General features: G+C 68.2%; 2 protein-coding genes. Both read right to left on the bottom strand.

Going from position 1 to position 1,099, the window contains the following annotated elements:
* The coding region (locus tag AC6EI4_RS19755; RefSeq protein ID WP_498452523.1) for an ATP-binding protein at positions 1 to 509 on the bottom strand (509 nt) is incomplete at its 3' end.
* Positions 506 to 1,099: Mu transposase domain-containing protein (locus AC6EI4_RS19750; RefSeq protein ID WP_498452522.1), on the bottom strand; the 594-nt coding region annotated here is incomplete at its 5' end. The genes AC6EI4_RS19750 and AC6EI4_RS19755, both read right to left, overlap by 4 nt.

The raw sequence follows: 1,099 nt of genomic DNA, 5'->3' as shown, positions 1-1,099 counted from the left end.
ATGATCAGCAGCCGGTAGCGGTTGAGCTTGCGCAGTTCGCGCTCAAGTAGGCCTTTGTCGTGGGCTGCGGCGAGTCGTGCGATCCAGCCGGTCGCGGAGTCGAACGCAACCGGGTAGGACGCTTCGGCGGCCTTCATCGCCAACGCGATCGCCAGGTGGGTCTTGCCCGTCCCGGGCGGCCCGAGCAGCACGACGTTCTCACGCTTGGCCACGAACGTGGTCGTGGCCAGGTGCGCCAGCAGATCACGTGCCGCGGTGGGGATGTGGTCGAAGGCGAAGTCCTCGATCGTCTTGACCGCCGGGAAGTGCGCGGCAGCGATCCTCATCCTCGTGCCGTTCGCGGTCCTTGTCGCGACCTGGCGTCCCAGGACCGCGGCGAGGTACTCCTCGTGTGACCATCCTTCCTGGCGGGCTTGGTCACCCAACGCGGCATAGGTGTCGTTGATGACCGGTGTCTTCAACTCCCGGGCCAAGAACGCCAACTCACCGGTGAGGTCCTTGCCGTTCATCGCACGACCTCCAGGTGCCGCACACCGGACTCACCCACGCCGGCCCCAAGGGCCACGACGCCGCTGGGCGGGGTGAGTGCGAAGAGGTCGTCGTAGTCCGACAACGCCCGCACTCCCACGACCGCACCTGCGTGAGCAGCCGGGCCACTCACCGCGCTGCGGCGCGAGCGGTAGGCGCTGCGCAGCACGCCTGCGGTCGCGACGTGTGCGGGGTCGGTGATCGTGGCGCGGGTGTCCCAGCACCGTTGATGGGACGCGACGACCTGCCCTGCACAGGTGACGGTGATGGTGTCCAGGCCGGTGCTGACCTCCACGATGCGCCCAATCACCGACGGGTCGACGGAGTAGTCGTTGCCGGCGACCCGCACGTAATAGTCGCGGCCCAGCCGGACTCGCAGCACCGGGTGCAGGGTCGGTGGCACCGGCGGCAGGACCGCCATCGCTGCTACCTCGTCGGCGTGCTTGTCGCCCGGTCGTGCGCCAGTGCGGCGTAAGACGCGCTGGTTCGCGCGCGGCAACCAGTCATCCAGCTGGGTGTTGAAGTCGGCTGGGGACGCGAAGTCACGACCAGGCATGAACGAGGTCTGCAG

It is taken from the genome of Nocardioides sp. Z43_10 (assembly GCF_059766615.1).
This window is presented reverse-complemented; position numbering and strand designations above follow the sequence as displayed.